The organism is Streptomyces sp. NPDC090022, assembly GCF_044748145.1.
Lineage (GTDB): Bacteria > Actinomycetota > Actinomycetes > Streptomycetales > Streptomycetaceae > Streptomyces.
This window is the reverse complement of sequence record NZ_JBIVFN010000016.1, coordinates 18,588-32,820: the sequence shown is the minus strand read 5'-3', so window position 1 is coordinate 32,820 and position 14,233 is coordinate 18,588. Positions and strand designations below refer to the sequence as shown.

At 70.1% G+C, this 14,233-nt stretch carries 13 protein-coding genes and 1 pseudogene; 4 read left to right on the top strand and 10 right to left on the bottom strand.

The genetic code is table 11. The features are described from left to right. Positions 1-140 precede the first annotated feature (140 nt). The 3 genes from ACIPXB_RS24900 to ACIPXB_RS24890 form a co-directional block, all read right to left on the bottom strand. Positions 141-3,242 (bottom strand): hypothetical protein, encoded by a 3,102-nt coding sequence (locus ACIPXB_RS24900; protein WP_401453485.1) that lies wholly within the window; start codon positions 3,240-3,242, stop codon positions 141-143. Between the two features lie 106 nt (positions 3,243-3,348). Further along, entirely contained in the window at positions 3,349-3,531 is a 183-nt protein-coding gene (locus ACIPXB_RS24895; RefSeq protein ID WP_401453483.1) for a hypothetical protein, read from the bottom strand. 114 nt (positions 3,532-3,645) lie between these two features. Further along, positions 3,646-4,251 (bottom strand): hypothetical protein, encoded by a 606-nt coding sequence (locus ACIPXB_RS24890; RefSeq protein WP_401453482.1) that lies wholly within the window; start codon positions 4,249-4,251, stop codon positions 3,646-3,648. 342 nt (positions 4,252-4,593) lie between these two features. On the opposite strand from ACIPXB_RS24890, the pseudogene ACIPXB_RS24885 reads away from it, so the two are divergent. After that, positions 4,594-4,758: pseudogene (locus tag ACIPXB_RS24885) on the top strand (LysR family transcriptional regulator); the annotation flags it as partial. Between the two features lie 264 nt (positions 4,759-5,022). Here ACIPXB_RS24885 and ACIPXB_RS24880 read toward each other — a convergent pair. The 3 genes from ACIPXB_RS24880 to ACIPXB_RS24870 all read right to left on the bottom strand — a co-directional run bounded on the left by ACIPXB_RS24880 (position 5,023) and on the right by ACIPXB_RS24870 (position 9,063). After that, the gene (locus tag ACIPXB_RS24880) at positions 5,023-6,075 is read right to left on the bottom strand and encodes a hypothetical protein (RefSeq protein WP_401453481.1); all 1,053 of its coding nucleotides are present in this window, start codon (positions 6,073-6,075) and stop codon (positions 5,023-5,025) included. Positions 6,076-6,421: 346 nt separating this feature from the next. Then, entirely contained in the window at positions 6,422-7,678 is a 1,257-nt protein-coding gene (locus ACIPXB_RS24875) for a protein-glutamine gamma-glutamyltransferase (RefSeq protein WP_401453707.1), read from the bottom strand. Between the two features lie 455 nt (positions 7,679-8,133). Next, the gene (locus ACIPXB_RS24870) at positions 8,134-9,063 is read right to left on the bottom strand and encodes a LysR family transcriptional regulator (protein ID WP_401453480.1); all 930 of its coding nucleotides are present in this window, start codon (positions 9,061-9,063) and stop codon (positions 8,134-8,136) included. Positions 9,064-9,158: 95 nt separating this feature from the next. Between ACIPXB_RS24870 and ACIPXB_RS24865 the strand changes: the two genes are divergently transcribed. Beyond that, a complete protein-coding gene (locus ACIPXB_RS24865) occupies positions 9,159-10,376 on the top strand; it encodes a nuclear transport factor 2 family protein (RefSeq protein ID WP_401453478.1) in 1,218 nt (405 codons plus the stop codon). Positions 10,377-10,599: 223 nt separating this feature from the next. On the opposite strand, the gene ACIPXB_RS24860 is transcribed toward ACIPXB_RS24865, so the two are convergent. Then, positions 10,600-10,896, bottom strand: a complete 297-nt coding sequence (locus ACIPXB_RS24860; protein ID WP_401453476.1) for a hypothetical protein — start codon at positions 10,894-10,896, stop codon at positions 10,600-10,602. Positions 10,897-11,401: 505 nt separating this feature from the next. Between ACIPXB_RS24860 and ACIPXB_RS24855 the strand changes: the two genes are divergently transcribed. After that, positions 11,402-11,626, top strand: a complete 225-nt coding sequence (locus ACIPXB_RS24855; RefSeq protein WP_401453474.1) for a hypothetical protein — start codon at positions 11,402-11,404, stop codon at positions 11,624-11,626. A 146-nt stretch (positions 11,627-11,772) separates the two neighbouring features. Here ACIPXB_RS24855 and ACIPXB_RS24850 read toward each other — a convergent pair whose 3' ends face one another. The 3 genes from ACIPXB_RS24850 to ACIPXB_RS24840 form a co-directional block, all read right to left on the bottom strand. Next, entirely contained in the window at positions 11,773-12,039 is a 267-nt protein-coding gene (locus ACIPXB_RS24850; protein WP_401453472.1) for a PLDc N-terminal domain-containing protein, read from the bottom strand. A 239-nt stretch (positions 12,040-12,278) separates the two neighbouring features. Continuing rightward, positions 12,279-12,629, bottom strand: coding sequence for a hypothetical protein (locus ACIPXB_RS24845; RefSeq protein WP_401453470.1), 351 nt, complete (start codon positions 12,627-12,629; stop codon positions 12,279-12,281). 32 nt (positions 12,630-12,661) lie between these two features. Next, positions 12,662-13,027: a CorA family divalent cation transporter gene (locus tag ACIPXB_RS24840; RefSeq protein ID WP_401453468.1), complete on the bottom strand. Its 366-nt coding sequence runs from the start codon at positions 13,025-13,027 to the stop codon at positions 12,662-12,664. A gap of 713 nt (positions 13,028-13,740) precedes the next feature. Between ACIPXB_RS24840 and ACIPXB_RS24835 the strand changes: the two genes are divergently transcribed. After that, positions 13,741-13,920 carry a DUF4328 domain-containing protein gene (locus tag ACIPXB_RS24835; protein WP_401453466.1) on the top strand — a complete coding sequence of 60 codons (180 nt, stop codon included), beginning with the start codon at positions 13,741-13,743 and terminating at the stop codon, positions 13,918-13,920. Positions 13,921-14,233 lie beyond the last annotated feature (313 nt).

Here is a 14,233-nt window from a genome sequence, read left to right as displayed (position 1 = left end):
CCGCGACGACCCGGGCCGGCCAGCTCGCCGCGATCTACAAGGGCTGGGCTGGCCCTGGCCCATGGCCTGGCCGCCCCCCGCGGCCGGTCCGGCGAGTTCGGCCGGGCCCCAGGACCCCTGGGGCCCGAACCGTGCGGTGATCAGGCTTTCGCTGCGGACTCGCCGTCGGACGACGCCTCGGACTTGGTGTCCGAACCGGCCTTCCCACCCTGGTTCAGCATGCCGCCGAGGGCGCTCAGGTTGCTGCCGCCGCCGGTCACGAGCGGTGCCGCCTTGCCGGCGGCGTCGACTGCGATCTGGGCCATCTTCTGCAGGTGTTCGGTGGCGGTCTTCATGGCTGCCTGGGCGCGGTCCCCGGCGTCCTTGTCGTTGCCGGCGGCGGCCTCGATGCCCTTGGTGAGCACCTGACTCATGGTGTTGAGGCCGCTCATGTCGCGGAACAGGTTCGCGGTGGCGATGGCCTGCGCCGCCTGGAGAGCGGTCGGGTCGGGCATAGCCGCCACCGGCGTGAACTTCGCCTGGGTGGCGCCCAGGCCGGCCACCGTGGTGTCGAGGTTCTGCGCACGCGACGCGGTGGACACCGGCGCGATGTCGGCCGGCGTGATCTGGATGGGCGAGTCCTTCCAGTTCCAGAAGCGGGTGAGGTCGATCTTCTCGGCCGAGTTGGCCCGGCCGAGTACGGCCTCGGCGAAGACGCCCTTCGTGGCGATGGCGATCGTGTTGGTCACCGGCGTCCCGAACGTGTTGTCGGCCGCCTTGCGCGAGTTGGTCCAAGCGTCGCGTTCCTGCTCGCTGCTGAAGTTCCATCGGAAACCGAGGTAGTTGCCGGTGGCGGCGATCGGCTTCGGGTCCAGAAGGGTGCCGAGCAGGACCGGCGCGGCGCTCGAACCCGCCGGTGTGTACGAGTAGTTGGCGAGGATGCGGCTGAGCGTCAGCTCGTCGGCGTTGGCCCAGACGGCCTGGCTGTAGTGCCGGCGGTTGTCGTTCAGGTGGTCCAGAACCACCTGCGACACGTTCCCGCCGCGCACGTAGAAGCCGAGCGATGCGACGTACGTGCGGCTGCCGGCCTTCACCGTCGAACCGAACAGCCCACAGATGGCCGAGGCGCCGCCGGCGTCCTCGGTCAGGTCGGGGGCGGCGGTGGTGGTCGCGGCGATCCCGAAGTTGGCCACGCCCGAGGTCATCGTCAGGCGCAGCCCGGCGAGGCTGCCGCGGGCGGCCGTACCGGACCAGGCTTCGACGGAGATCAGCTTGTCGGCGCCTCCGAACGTGTAGGACGCCTGCCGCTGCACGCCGGAGCCGCCGGTGTCGCCGCAGCGGAAGGTGTGCCCCGGGAAGACCACCTGGATGCTGCGGATCCCGGCCTCATCGTACCAGACGTCGATCTTCGACGCGAAGGAGGAGTCGGCCTTCGGCGGGACGTCGAAGGGGATCGGTGTCTCGCGCGCCGCGGAGAGGTACCGGAGCAGCATGCCGCCGTTCGTCAGCACCCAAAGGTCCCCGCTGGCGGACGAGACGACTTCCGCCACCCCGGTCATACCCCTGAGGCCGTTCGTGGGAAGGCTGAAGTTCGCCGCACCGGGCTCCAGCACGAGGGCTATGGTGTCGGTGGCTTTGATGACGGCCCAGAGCGCGCCGTCGGGGGTGGCGGACAGACGCTGCACGCCCGAACCGGGCCGTTCCAGCCAGCCGGTGCCGCTGCGCTCGTAGAGCTTCCCCAGCCGGCAGTACCAGATCTTGTCCTTGCCGCTGATGGCAACGTCGTCGGCCTCGACGTTCAGGTCGGTCCACGTGCCGTTCACGGCGCGCTGCCAGAGCTTGCTGTCCGTGGCGACGAGGTAGAGCACGCCGTCCGGGCCGCAGGTGAGGGCCAGTCCCTGCTTGTTCTGGGACTCGGCCCGCCAGGTCGTCCCGTCGAACTGCACGAGCGTGTTGTCGGCCCTGAGCGCCCAGAGGGTGTCCTTGCCCGGTGCTATGCGGCTCAGGCCACTGTCCAGCCCGGTGGTGGGCAGAGGGTTCCACTGCCGGCCCACCGGATCGAAGCGGACGGGGCTGCCGTCGTACTTGCGCACCCCGTACGCGCCCATGGCCGAGGCGGCGATGTCGGCCAGATCCACCCCGTCGAAGGCCTGGGCCTGCGGCGCCTCCGGTGCGGAGCACGCGTCCAGCTTGCGCGTGGTGGTGTCGAAGGGGTTCGCGGCCCGGATCTTCGCAGCCCAGTCCGCCGGCGCCACCGACGCCAGAACCTCCTTGTACCGTTGCAGGCTGGCGTAGTTGAAGGTGAGCTCCTGCAGCGGGATGAACAGGCAGCGTTCCAGCCTGGTCGGCCTGGTCGTCACGTTGTAGACCTGGACGACCTCGTAGTACTGCACCGACATCGCGTGCATGTGGTTGTAGTTGGTGACGACCCGGGTGACGACCTGGTCCTTCTCCGACTGCGTCGTCTCGCGCACGACCGTCATGTTCCGGCTGCGGGCCGCGGTCGCGAGCTGCTGGGTCCGCGCGCTGATGCGCTGCGTCGCCTCGTCCGCGACCGACCGCACGCCCGTGGAGCGCGACACCGCGGTCGCGAAGCCCGTGTTCGACGACTCGCCCCAGGAACCGCCGCCGCCCATGCCGAAGAACGAGACCCCGATGCTGCCGCCGGAGCTGGACGACTTGCTCGTCTGGAACGCCTGGGACGTACCGAACTGCTCCTCGCGGGCGATCGCGTTCGCGACCTCGCTGATCGACCGGCTCTGGTCGGTGGTGCTGGACAGCGTGTCGGCCTCGGCAGTCGACTCGGTGCCGGTGGCCTTGGTGGAGCGCTGCCAGTCGACGACCGCGACCCTGGTGCTCTCGCCGGGCGCGAGCGCGAGGCTGTGCAGCAGCCGGCCGAGCGTGACGCCCTGGGCCGACCAGCTCTGCTCGGTCGTGACGATCATGCCTTCGGCCGGGCGGTCGTAGAACGGCAGGTTCTCCTCGCCCAGGTCGATGGCACCGGTCAGTTTGCGCGCCGGTTTCGCCCCGGGTATGTCGGTGAGCACCACCGAGCGGTACCGGACGATCTCCACCGGATAGTTGCCGGTGGTGGGGAGCAGGTCCTTCGGCGTCGGGCCGTCGAGCATCGCCTTGTCCACTTCGAACTTGGGCGACGTACTCGTCGAGGCCGTAGTCGTAGAGGCCGTAGTCGTCGGCGCCGTCGTGCTCGCCGGGGTGGTCGCTGTTGTGGTGGCAGCTGTTCCGGTGCTCGGGGTGCTCATTACGATTCCCGTCCACGAGAAGAAGGTGAGGGAGAGGCCGACATGGCCGCCAGGACGTGGAGTGCATGACCCAGGGGCAAATGACTCCTGTCGGATCGGCTCGAAACTACACAGCCCGATCACAACAACCGCACACTTTGCTGAGGTTGGCCAGAATCAGTGCCCGGCTCGACCCCTGCTCCGACCCGCTCGAAGAGCCGCGGAAGCGCATCCGCGACATCAGGCGCAATTCACACGCCTTGTCGAGCCGCTCCTCGCTGAACAGCGCCTCCGACAGGACCAGCTCCACACGTGCCCGTCAGAACCTCTCCTTGAAGGGCCGCCAACCGTCCTGCGACTGCCCGACGACTGGCAGCTCGGTCCCGCCCAGATCGCACAGACGCCCCCCAGAAGGCACGACCTTTCAGGGCCGCAGGCCCGCTCGGCGGAGGGCGATCTCGGACAGGGCAGAGATGACCTGCCGATCCCCGCGACGCCAGGCATCCGCGAGGCCGTCCGGCGGGGCGGGGAGGGCGGCGAGGTCCCCCGGCGGTCCGGTGAGGGCGCGCAGGGCGAGCAGGTCGGCACCTCCGGGGAGGTCGCGGAGGCGCCGGATGGTGGCGCTGCGACGGATCCAGCGCAGGCGGAGGGGGAGCCACAGGAGGAGTACGAAGGTCACGGGGACGACGATCAGGCCGAGCGCGGCCAGGAACGCCGCCTGGCCGACGATGTCCTGTAGCGACTGGCCGGCATCGGCGAGTCCGCTGCCGGCGTCGGCGGCGGACCGGAACGGAGTCTTCAGCTGGTCGCCGACGAGCGGCACGCGTGAGGCCGTCTCCCCGGCGTCATTGAGCGCGGCGGCCAGGCTGTCGCCGGCGCTCTCCACCTTCCGCCCCGGCTCGGCCAGCATCATGATCGCGTCGTGCACGGCCAGGGCGAACCACACCGCGGCGCCGATCAGGAGCAGCGCGATCAGGTCAGCGAGGATCTGGCGGTTCCGCCGGGCGGGAGTCTGGGCGTAGAGAAGCAACGGTTGCTCCTGTTCCGGTCATGGCGTCGGAAAGGTCCGGCCGTCCAGGCCGGTCGCTCTCAAGGAGACACGCTCCAGCAGCCGGAGCGAAACGTGACACCCATCCATCCCGCGTGACCTCGGCGGCCGCGACCAGCAGTGACGCCTGCCGCCCCGCGGAGCACACTGCTCGGTGCCGGGCTGGGGAGTCCGCCGGAGGCAGGCGGGTGGACTCGGGGCGTACTCGCGTCGGGGTCCAGAGACCGGCTCCGGTCCGGGCCTCGACGTCGGGGACCGCCGGCCGGCTCACGCGCCGCAGGCAGGCTCGGGTCAGGGCGGATGCCGTATGGGTCGTCAATGGCCATGGAGCTGCGCACCCTTCGGTATGTCGTGGCCGTGGCCGAGGAACTCCACTTCGGCCGGGCCGCCGCCCGGCTGTGCATGAGCCAGCCTCCCCTCAGCCGGGCGATCAAGCAGCTGGAGGCCGACCTCGGTACCTCCCTGCTCGAACGCTCCCCCACGGGAGTCGTCTACGCCGGCGGCGAGTGTGGTGCCGGTGGAGCCGCATTCGGCGACGTGACCGTCTACGACCCGGAGTCCGACGGCTGGTCCGCGAGGGGTGGTCCCTTGCCCCAGAGCCGGCACGGGTTCGGCGCCGGCGCCCCGAAGGACACAATGGAGCTGTATCTGAGGTAGTTCGTGAGGACACCCCCGGCCGCTGTCACCGGCTACACCCCCGTGCGACGTCCCGGACGGCGCCGTGACGCTTCGCGGATGCGTCACGAGCTCGAGTCAGCGGGTCCGGCTCTGACAGCCACTCCGTGGTGACACCCCTGGGCAGGTGGGACGCGTCCGAAGCCAGTACGAGCGGGCCGCCATGCTCAAGGCGATGCCGTACACGGCGAAGGCGAGCATCCCTGTCCAGGCGACCAGCAGCGCGTCGCCCGAGGAGTGGAAGTCGCCGCGCCGCATCGTCACCACGCCGGACGTGACCAGGGACAGGTATCCGAGGCCCGCGACGCCGTACGGGGCGAGCGTGGCGGCGCCGAGGAGAGCCGGGGTGAGCGGGAGCCAGCGCGGCACCCGGCGCCCGCGCAGGAACAGTGTCCAGCGCGGGAAGACCTGCCCCCACGGGCGGACCAGGCCCCAGAGCAGGAAGACACCGAGCACGGCCAGCAGCGCGGTGGGGTCCAGGCCCCAGGACTCCAGGGTGAGGAAGATCCCCGAGGCACCGTTGCGCTCCGAGACCGCGAGTTTCTCCTCACCGGTGATCCCCGCGAACGTCCCGCCGGATGCCCAGACCAGCTTCATCGCCGCGTACGGGGCAAAGGCCAGCGTCCCTGCCCAGGCGGCGCGTTGGAGGGGTTGCGGTGCGGCGGACGGCGCTGGTACGGCGGTACCGGCGGGCAGGCGATCGGACCGGGCCGTGGCCGCGAGCAGGACCGCTCCGACTGCCGCGAGGGCCTTGTTCACAGCGGAGGCCCGGCTGTCCACTCCCTGACCGAGCATCAGCGAGATCACATCCATCAGCAGGCTGAACGCGATGAGCCCTGCCAGCCCGCACACCACCCAGAGCAGCACCCGCAACGGTGGCAGCAGCCCGTACAGCACCACCGCTGCGCTGACCAACGCCCCCAGCACACCCACCGCCACGACCGCCCAACCCAGCCCGGAGGTTCCTGGGTCACCGCCGTGCGGAAGCAAGGGAATCCGGTTCAGCGTGCAGGCCAGGGCGAAGCCGGCGTACAGCACCGCCCACAGCATCGTTGCCCGGGCCACCCACCTCGGCCATCGCTGCCACCAGGCGCTCCAGAGCGCCCTTGTCATCCGTTCAGCACTGGTCATGTTCTGAACGTCGCATCGACCGCGGCGGGTGGCGTCGGCCGCCGGAACGATCTCCCTCCCCCAGGCGGGTGAGTGACTCTGAGACCAAGGCATGGGCCAGCTGACCCGAGCCGCCCGAATCGGCAGCGTGGAATGATCAACCCCCTGGACAACGGGGTGACCTGGTCCACCGAACTCTCTCCGGCACACCGGAAGGACGTGCTGCGGGATGTCGGAGGAGGCGTAACCCTGGCCGCCGCGAGCTGGCTGATCCCGACAGTGCCCAGGCCCGCGGCCGGCCGGCCGTCCGTTCGTTCGTCCGTCCGTCCGTCCGTCCGTCCTGGGGACGGGCTGCCGTCCGTGACTGTTACGGCCAGCCCTGCTTCACCTTGGCAGGGGCGGTGTTCCAGTTCTTCGGTATGAACGTGATCACGTAGGCTCCGCGGTCGAAGTCGGCGTACCCGGCTGACCAGTTCGGGAAGGTGCTCTCGTACACCTTCATCGGGCCCATGCCGCCATCAGGCGAGTGGTAGTGGTTGGCGTGGGTCCATACCGTCTTCCTGGGATCCGGCTCCGTCTGATCGCCGAACCAGCCGTAGTCGAAGTTGACATACCCTTCGCCCGGGTTGGCGGGGCTGCGCGACACGTTCCTGTCCCCCGACATGTCGACCAGGCCTGTTCCCTGGGCCGGGCGGAAGGCGTCCGGGTCGCCGAACTTGCGCTTGTCGGAGGAGCTCCGCGGATCCTGCCCGCTCCAGAAGTGCTTCGAGTGGACGACCGCCTTCATCCTGGACGGGTCGTAGTTCCCGCCGTCACGGTCCCTGAAGGACGGCGTGCTGCTGAGAGCCGCGTAGAAGGCCGAGCGGCCGTCCTCGTGAAGCAGCGGGTCGTTGCTCTTGGCGAGCTCCGCCTTGAGGTTGTTCACATAGGCCCCCACGTCGTGGGAATTCTCCAGGGCCTTGTTCATGACGGACGCCACATCGCGGGCTCGTTTGAAGCCCTTCGTCTCGTCGAAGCTTCCCTTCGCGATGCGTCCTTCGAATTCGGCCCGCGTCTCTCCGGGCCGGGGGCTGCTGTTCCTCAGGTCGCTGTTGTATTTGTTCTCGTCGAACGAAGCGAATGCCAGTTTGTTCGTCGGGTAGATCCCCGAGTTGACCCAGGTGATTCCGACACAACCGTAGGACAGCTGTTCCCGCTGCGCTGCGGTCATCTGCCGCGCCTTGCCGTCGCGGTGGCTGTAGGACTGCTGCCACTTGCGTATGTAGTTGCCGACGTCCGTGGTGGCCCTGCCTCCGTAGGCCCGGTACGCGTCAGGCATCCTGTCGAGGGGCTCGGCCGGAGGGGTCACCCGGTCGTCGGCCGAGGCGGAGGGCCTGAGGGACTCGACGGCGCCCGGCGGTAATCCGCCCGGGGGCCTGCCGGGGAGGCCCAGGTCCAAGGCCCTTTCGTTCAGTGCGTTGATGTGCCTGACGTCGTCCACCGTCAGGGCGTGCCTCTCGGCGTACGAATCCTCCTTCCGTCCATCGTCATGGCCGGCGGCCGCACTGACCGATGGCATGAGCGCGGTGGTGCACATGACCGCGCCCACCGTGGTGAGGGCGAGAGAGACCCGACGTTTATGCATGAGTTCGCAACTCCTTTGTGACGGAACCGAGATGGCGGGCACGGGCGCCATTCGGTCAGGGCGAGAATCTGCCGCCCCTTCGTATGTCATGGAAGGGGTGGGCGCATCGCATGCCGACCACCGAATCGGAATCGGCTTGGATGACGAGTGATCATGTCTCCGTGCCAACTCCGCGGCAACACCGTGACTTCAGAATCGGCCACGCTGTCGGACAGGCGGTATCGCGTCATGCGTGCGGGCCGGTCCATCGCTGGAATGCGCAGCGGCAGCGTCCTCTGTTCCCGCTTCAGGGCCCTGCGGGAAAGAGCCCGCCGCCCACCGGAGGGACCGTACGATCCGCGCCACTCGCCACTGCGGCCGCCCACCCGGGCCACCACCCCCAGCGGGGCCGTCTACGCTCCCGCCCTCTGCAGAACGGCTGGTAAGACGCTCTGGGCACCACCTCTGCGCGGGTGTCAGTCGGCCGCGGCCGCCGTGCGGGCCGGGCGTGGGCCGAGGGCCGCGCACGCGGTGGCGAGCCGGTCGATCAGGGGTGCCGCGCCGGGGTGGGGGTCGCGGCGGGGTGTGATCGCGTAGATGCCACGGGTCGGGGCGTCGACGAGCGCCGTCGTGGTGACGTCCGTCCGTAGCGCGCACCCGAGCACCCCGGGGACCAGGGCGATGGCGTGGCCGGTCGCCACCAGGGCCAGCTTGCCGGGCAGGTCCGCCGCCGCGAGGTCGATACGGGGGCTGAACCCGGCGCGGGCGGCGTGCCGGCGCAGGAGGGCCGCCGAGCCGTCGTTGTCCTCCACCCAGGTCTGGTCGGCCAGCGTCTCGATGTGCACCCGGCCGTGGCCGGCCTGCGGATGGCCCGCGGGCAGGACGACGACCATCTCGTCCAGCCCGAGGAACCGTCGCTCGATCCGCGGGTCGTCGGGCAGGCCTGGCGGTGCGTCGGTGACGACGGCCACGTCCAGTCGGCCCGCGAGCACCTGTTCGTACAGGGATCCGGTCAGGCCCGGCCGCAGGCTCCAGCGGCGCGGGCCGGTCTCCTCCAGCAGACGCCTCACGGCCTCCGGGACGATCCCCGCGGCGAGGGACGGTGTCGCGCCGACGGCCAGCGGCCTGCCGTCCGCTCCGTCTCCGTCCTGGGCCTCGCGTACGGCGCGCAGGGCGCGTTCGGCTTCGTCGAGCGTCGCCAGCGCGTGACGCCGGAACACCTCACCGGGCGCTGTCGTTCGCACGCCCCGTGCGCGGCGCTCCAGCAGGTGTACGCCCAACTGCCGTTCCAGTCCGGCGATCTGCCGGGAGACCGCCGACTGCGTGTGGTTCAGCTCGGCCGCGGCCGCCGACAGCGACCCGAGCCGGCACACGGTCACGAACGTCCGCCACACCGTGAGGTCCATGGCGTCAGTATGCCCGAGAGGTATGCGTGTCGAGCATGGGTGGGCTGCCGAATCTGCGCTTGTCGCATGCCTGTCGGGGCCGCAGGCTGGGGCTCATGAATTCCGCACCTCACAAGGTCGCCGTCCTGGGGTTGGGACGCATGGGCGGCGCGATCGCGGCCCGCCTGGCCGATCACGGTTTCAAGGTCACCGGCTGGACTCGCTCGGGGCGGCCGGCGCGTGGCGTCACGTCCGTCGGCGATCCGGCGCAGGCGGTGGCGGGCGCCGAAATCGTGCTGATGGCCCTGTTCGATGGCACCGCATGCCGGTGCGTCCTCGACGAGATCCGTGCCGAGTTGCGTTCCGGCGCGATCCTGGTGAACACCAGCACCATCGGCCCCGACGAGGCGGCGACGCTGGCGGGGCGCGTCGGTCCGGCCTACGTCCACGCTGCCCTGCTCGGCTCCGTACCGGCCGCCGAGGCCGGCACGTTGCAGATACTCGCCGCCGCGGACCACGGCACGCTCGGCCGCGTCCGACCGGTACTGGAGGTACTGGGCACCGTGCGCCCGGTCGAGAACGCCTCGACCGCCGCCGCGCTGAAGCTGGTCGCCAACCACAGCCTGGCCGGTGGCGTCCTCGCCCTGCGCGACTCGCTACGGCAGGGCGACGCCTTGGGCCTGCCCCGGGAGCAGGTGCTCGATGTCCTCGAACTCGGCACGCTGGGCGGGCTGGTGGTCCGCAAACGCCACTTCCTCGGCAGCCGGGCGGCGACCACAGCCCCGGCCGAGTTCACGCTGCGCGCGCTGGCCAAGGACATGGACCTGCTCGGAGCCGCTTCCACGACGCCGCTGCGCAGTGCCGGCGGCGGCGCCTTGGCCGACGTCCGCGCCCTGGCCGGCGTCCGCGCCCTGGCCGACGCGCCGGCCGTCGGCGACGCGGACTTCGTCGTCGCGGCCACGGTTCCCGCTGCGCAGGACGCCGCACTCGCGCCGCTGCGCGCCTACGTCCGCGGGCACGCCACCGGCGACCCCGCCCACTTCCGTGCCGCGTTCCTGCCCAGTGCCCGCGTCGAAGGGATCCGCGACGGCGCGTTCGTCTCGTGGGGCCTGGAGGAGTACTGCGCCCTCTTCCCCGGCCGGCCCGCGCCGGACGAAGCGACCCGCTCCCGCCGCATGGACACCCTCGATGTCCACGGCACCGTCGCCACGGCGACGATGACGCTCGCGCACGGGCCGGACACCTTCACCGACGTCTTCCTCCTGATGTGTGTGGAGGGTGAGTGGCGGATAGCCAACAAGGCCTACCATCACGACCGTTACGGTCGGACGTGACGCCCGCCGCTCCCGGGAGGCGACGAACGAGTGAGGCGGGCAAGGGCGGACGGAAACCGGACCGCCGCGGCGCCACACGGGTTGCGGGCGGTCATCCGGCCCCCGTTCGTCGTGGGAAGACCCGCGGCGCCGCAGACGCACGACAACGGTGTGGTCATCAGTCCTCGGCGCCCTCATCGGCGGTGACCTGAGTTCCAGTGGCTGCCGAAGGCGAAGGCTGCGGTCAAGGCGTGTCGCCGGACCAGTAGAAGCGGCACACGATGCCGGGGCCCGGTGCGCGGAAACCGCCGGGGTGAGGGTCGTAGAGCGAGCGGCCGCCGGGGAAGCGCCCGAGCTCGGTCGACAGCGCGGCGCCGTCGTCGACCTCCTCCGACCGCAAGCCCGTGATATCCAGCAGCAGCCCGTCCAGCGGACCGCCCATGAGTACGGCATAGGACCGGTGCGGGAGTGGGCCGGGGTCGGGGTCGTCGTGGTCGCGGCCGTAGACCCGGCCGCGCAGCAGCTGCTCATCGCCATTCATCCGGCCAGCGTCCCAGGCGCCACCGACAACACGGTCCGGTGCCGGCACCGGCTGCTTGCCCCGCGCAGGGGTCAGTCGGCCGCGAACGCGGCCACCAGGGTGTCTGCCCGGAGTTCGCGTCCGGGCGCCAAGGCCCCCCTCCACGGCCAGCATGACCTCGTCTCGACCGACCGCGCGGGCAAGCCGCAGCAGCGGTCGTCACCGTCCTCAGAGCGGAGCCGCGTATGCCAGCGGCCGACGAGCTCTTCGAGTTCGCCGGAACTCGCTTCGGCGAGCGCTCGGGTCAGCCGCTTCGGCAGAGCGAACAGCTGCCTTCCCACCGCACTGGGCGAGTCTTTCCGGATCCCACTCGCCACCATCAGCGCGTGGAGCGTACGGTGACCCCGCAGACGACCGGCCATGTACATCGGTCATTGCTCTCCGCGAGCCACTGCACCCTTTGGCCTACTGGGTTCTCGGCCCTGGGAAGGACCGTCCCGCGGCACAGCCGCGAGAAGATCGATCCGTGCGAACAACCATCGGATACACCGTCGAAAGCATCGGCTACGTCGTAGGAGCCCAGGGGCTTGTCAGCTTCGCTTCGCAGACCTTCTTCGGTACGGAGTGGGGCTGGATACACAAGGTCGTCGACCTTCCGTCCGCCGCTTATCTCGGCCTCGTCGCCCTGGGGCTGGCGCTCGTCGTCGGCGGGGTGAAGACCCGGAAGGCCCCCGGTCACAGGGGGCAGTGACGGGCCCGCACGGCATCCGCGAACCGGTGCCGTGCGGGCCCGTCGAAGGTCGGACGGTGGTGTTCGGCCGGGGCTGGCTGTCATGCCCGTCCGCCTACGGCTCCAGGAGCGCTGGGGCCGCACGTGGGAACGCCTGTCGCTGGGGATCAAAGCCTTTCCGGCCGCCGCCGGGCGTCACGGCGCCCGACGAGGAACCAGATCAGGCTCCCGAGGAAGGGGGCCACGCAGGCGAAAACGATCCAGCCCAGCTTCAGCCCTCCGGAAAGGCGGGACCCGGCGATGCTGACCAGAGCCGCGACGAACAGCACCGCATAGGCGATACCCACGGCCACGACCCCGCCCATGGCGACGAATCCGATCGCCTTCTCGCTCGTGGCGGCATGTGTCATCTGGTGTGCAAGCTGTGCGTTCATCGTTCTTTCCTCGTGGGGGGCATCCTCGGGGTTCGCCGGTCGGGCGACCTCCAGTGAAGCCAGCATGCCTGCCACAGGATGCCCGTTACGTCATACTTTGATCTCGATCGGGTCATCCGGAGGTCGGACAGCTTTCAGGGGGCACCGCCCGACGAACCCGATTCGGCCGCCGAGGCCGCGGGCCCGGTTGCACCGCACCGGCGTACGCCGTGGAGTCGGCGATGTCCTGTCACGTGGCGCTAGAGACAGCCCCTGCGGCGCAAGTGGGCGTACATCGCGACACCCGAAGCCACGACCACGGCGAGGAAGGCCGGCCAAGCCCACACGAATGCGATCTCCGGCTGGTGGAAGTTCGCGGCGTAGATGCCGCCCAGCAGCGTGGGCACCATGAACACCACGAGCCACGAGGTCACGCGCCGCGCCACTCCCGTCCCCACGCAGAGGTCCACCGACTTCGCGTGGAGCAGGACCATTTCGCGGCGGCACCGGCGGACCCCCTGGAGGAAGTCGCGCAGTTCCTGGTTCGAGCACGCCTCGAGTTCCTTGGCGCTGAGCCCGGCCAAGCTGGGCTGCGGGGATTTCTCCGACATACGGATCGTCCTTCCTGGGTTCGGTGTCCGGCTTACAGCCAGCCCTTGCGCTTGACGGTGACGTAGGTGGCCACCGCGGTGGACGCCAGCACGGCGAGGAAGATCGGCCAGCCGTACTTGAACTGGAGCTCGGGCATGTGCTCGAAGTTGGAACCGTAGATCGACGCGAGGGCGCCGGGCACCACCGCGATCGCCGTCCAGGCGCTCACCCGCCGGGTCTCCACGGTGACCGTCAGCTGGTCCTCGGTGATCTCCCGGATGTCTTCCATTTCCTTGTTCAGTTCACGGAGCTCCGCGTTGATCTCACGGAGCAGATTCACCTTCTCGACGTGCTCGGCCACCGTCTCGACGGGCATCAAGGTGTCGTCGTGGTTCGCGGACATGGCGGCGTTGGTCATGGATTTCTCCTGTGAAAGGCGCGTCCTGGGCGGCACTCGGTGCGCACCCGTTGCCGTTCGGCGGCTGGTGGACGTGCTGGGGCGGTAAACGTGCGGGAGACGTGTTCGTTGCGGAGATCGGCGAAACGGCACGCGTCGACGGCCGCGGCCCGGTCGCCGCTGGACGGCTGGATGCGCCGGGGCACGCCGATACGGCTTCGGGCGGAATGGAGTGGCGTAGCGACCGCGACGGCGGGCGGCTCACGCCGGGGGGCGACGGACCGTCAGTGCTCGCGGAAACCGGAGGCGCGCCGGGGAGGCATCGTGCCGTGGCGCAACAGGGCCGCTACTGCGGTGCGTCAAGCGGGATCGGCGGCGTGTACGCCTTGTGACTACTTCCACCAGGCACGCTGATCACCTCCCGCAGTTCCAGGCGCGGCATTTCCTGCGCCTGGAAACACGTTAAACGATGGGCAATGTGATGACAAAATTGGACAATGCGATATGGGAGGCGATTCGCCCCGACATGGCCGCGCGCTCGGTCCGCGGCCCGGTCAAGGGGCTTGGCGACAGGCGCCGTTGACCATCCCTGCCGCTCGGTCGGGCCTGCTCGACGTACCGCCGGCCTGCGGGGAGGCGGGAGGTGTCGGGGCCGCCATCGCGGTCGGCGATGAGGATGTCGTGCTGAACCTGTAGCCGATCATCCGTTTCCACCGTGGCCAGCGGAAACAGGTATGGCGCAGGGGGACCGCGGCGACAGGCTGAACCGTCTGGCCGGGATGTTCCAGGGGCAGGCCCTGGTGGTGACGGGCATCGTCTTCATCGTCTGGTTCCACCGGGTACGCACGAACACCGACGTGTTCGCGCCGGGCGGCGGTGCCCGGCGGCTCTCGTTGACCCTGGTGAACCTCTGATGGGGCACCTTCATCCTGTCCCGGCTCCTCGGGTGGTACGCGAGCACGTCCTCCAGCCGTGCCGAGACTCCCGAGGCCTGGCGTGACGCGGCCACGACGCTGCTGATCTGACGGCCATGCAGCACGCCAGGGCCACGCGGCGACCCGTGGTCACAGCGGCGTAGCGGAGCCCCTGTCGCCCCGCCCGGCCGTCATCCCGTCCGATGCGTCGGCCTGTGGCCCCGCGAGCATCCCGCGGGGACGTGCCTGTCGGCCCAGCAGAGGCGAGCTACATGAGGACGCCCTCCGTCAGGACCAGCACCGCGCGGCCCTG

Excerpts from the sequence above, each read along its gene's own strand:
- ACIPXB_RS24880 (WP_401453481.1), bottom strand. The coding sequence starts at position 6,075 with ATGACCAGTGCTGAACGGATGACAAGGGCGCTCTGGAGCGCCTGGTGG.
- ACIPXB_RS24860 (WP_401453476.1), bottom strand. The coding sequence starts at position 10,896 with ATGAATGGCGATGAGCAGCTGCTGCGCGGCCGGGTCTACGGCCGCGAC.
- ACIPXB_RS24850 (WP_401453472.1), bottom strand. The coding sequence starts at position 12,039 with ATGAACGCACAGCTTGCACACCAGATGACACATGCCGCCACGAGCGAG.
- ACIPXB_RS24840 (WP_401453468.1), bottom strand. The coding sequence starts at position 13,027 with ATGACCAACGCCGCCATGTCCGCGAACCACGACGACACCTTGATGCCC.
- ACIPXB_RS24870 (WP_401453480.1), bottom strand. The coding sequence starts at position 9,063 with ATGGACCTCACGGTGTGGCGGACGTTCGTGACCGTGTGCCGGCTCGGG.
- ACIPXB_RS24900 (WP_401453485.1), bottom strand. The coding sequence starts at position 3,242 with ATGAGCACCCCGAGCACCGGAACAGCTGCCACCACAACAGCGACCACC.
- ACIPXB_RS24865 (WP_401453478.1), top strand. The coding sequence starts at position 9,159 with ATGAATTCCGCACCTCACAAGGTCGCCGTCCTGGGGTTGGGACGCATG.
- ACIPXB_RS24875 (WP_401453707.1), bottom strand. The coding sequence starts at position 7,678 with ATGCATAAACGTCGGGTCTCTCTCGCCCTCACCACGGTGGGCGCGGTC.
- ACIPXB_RS24845 (WP_401453470.1), bottom strand. The coding sequence starts at position 12,629 with ATGTCGGAGAAATCCCCGCAGCCCAGCTTGGCCGGGCTCAGCGCCAAG.
- ACIPXB_RS24835 (WP_401453466.1), top strand. The coding sequence starts at position 13,741 with ATGGCGCAGGGGGACCGCGGCGACAGGCTGAACCGTCTGGCCGGGATG.